The sequence below is a fragment of the Streptomyces sp. 35G-GA-8 genome (assembly GCF_023534745.1).
In the GTDB taxonomy this organism is placed as follows: Bacteria; Actinomycetota; Actinomycetes; order Streptomycetales; family Streptomycetaceae; genus Streptomyces.
Map to the genome: position 1 here is coordinate 1 of NZ_JAMHJQ010000069.1, position 373 is coordinate 373.

A 373-nucleotide genomic window follows, 5' to 3' on the forward strand; every position below is an offset into this window, starting at 1 on the left:
TCCCACAACCCCACATGCGCAACCCCTGCCGGGTATCACACGCATACGGTTTGGCCTCATCCGGTTTCGCTCGCCACTACTCCCGGAATCACGGTTGTTTTCTCTTCCTGAGGGTACTGAGATGTTTCACTTCCCCTCGTTCCCTCCACACTGCCTATGTGTTCAGCAGCGGGTGACAGCCCATGACGACTGCCGGGTTTCCCCATTCGGACACCCCCGGATCAAAGCTCGGTTGACAGCTCCCCGGGGCCTATCGCGGCCTCCCACGTCCTTCATCGGTTCCTGGTACCAAGGCATCCACCGTGCGCCCTTAAAAACTTGGCCACAGATGCTCGCGTCCACTGTGCAGTTCTCAAACAACGACCAGCCACCC

At 59.2% G+C, this 373-nt stretch carries 1 rRNA gene; it reads right to left on the bottom strand.

Annotated features, from left to right (window positions below):
- Positions 1-324: ribosomal RNA gene (locus M1203_RS38570) — 23S ribosomal RNA — on the bottom strand; the annotation flags it as partial.
- Positions 325-373 lie beyond the last annotated feature (49 nt).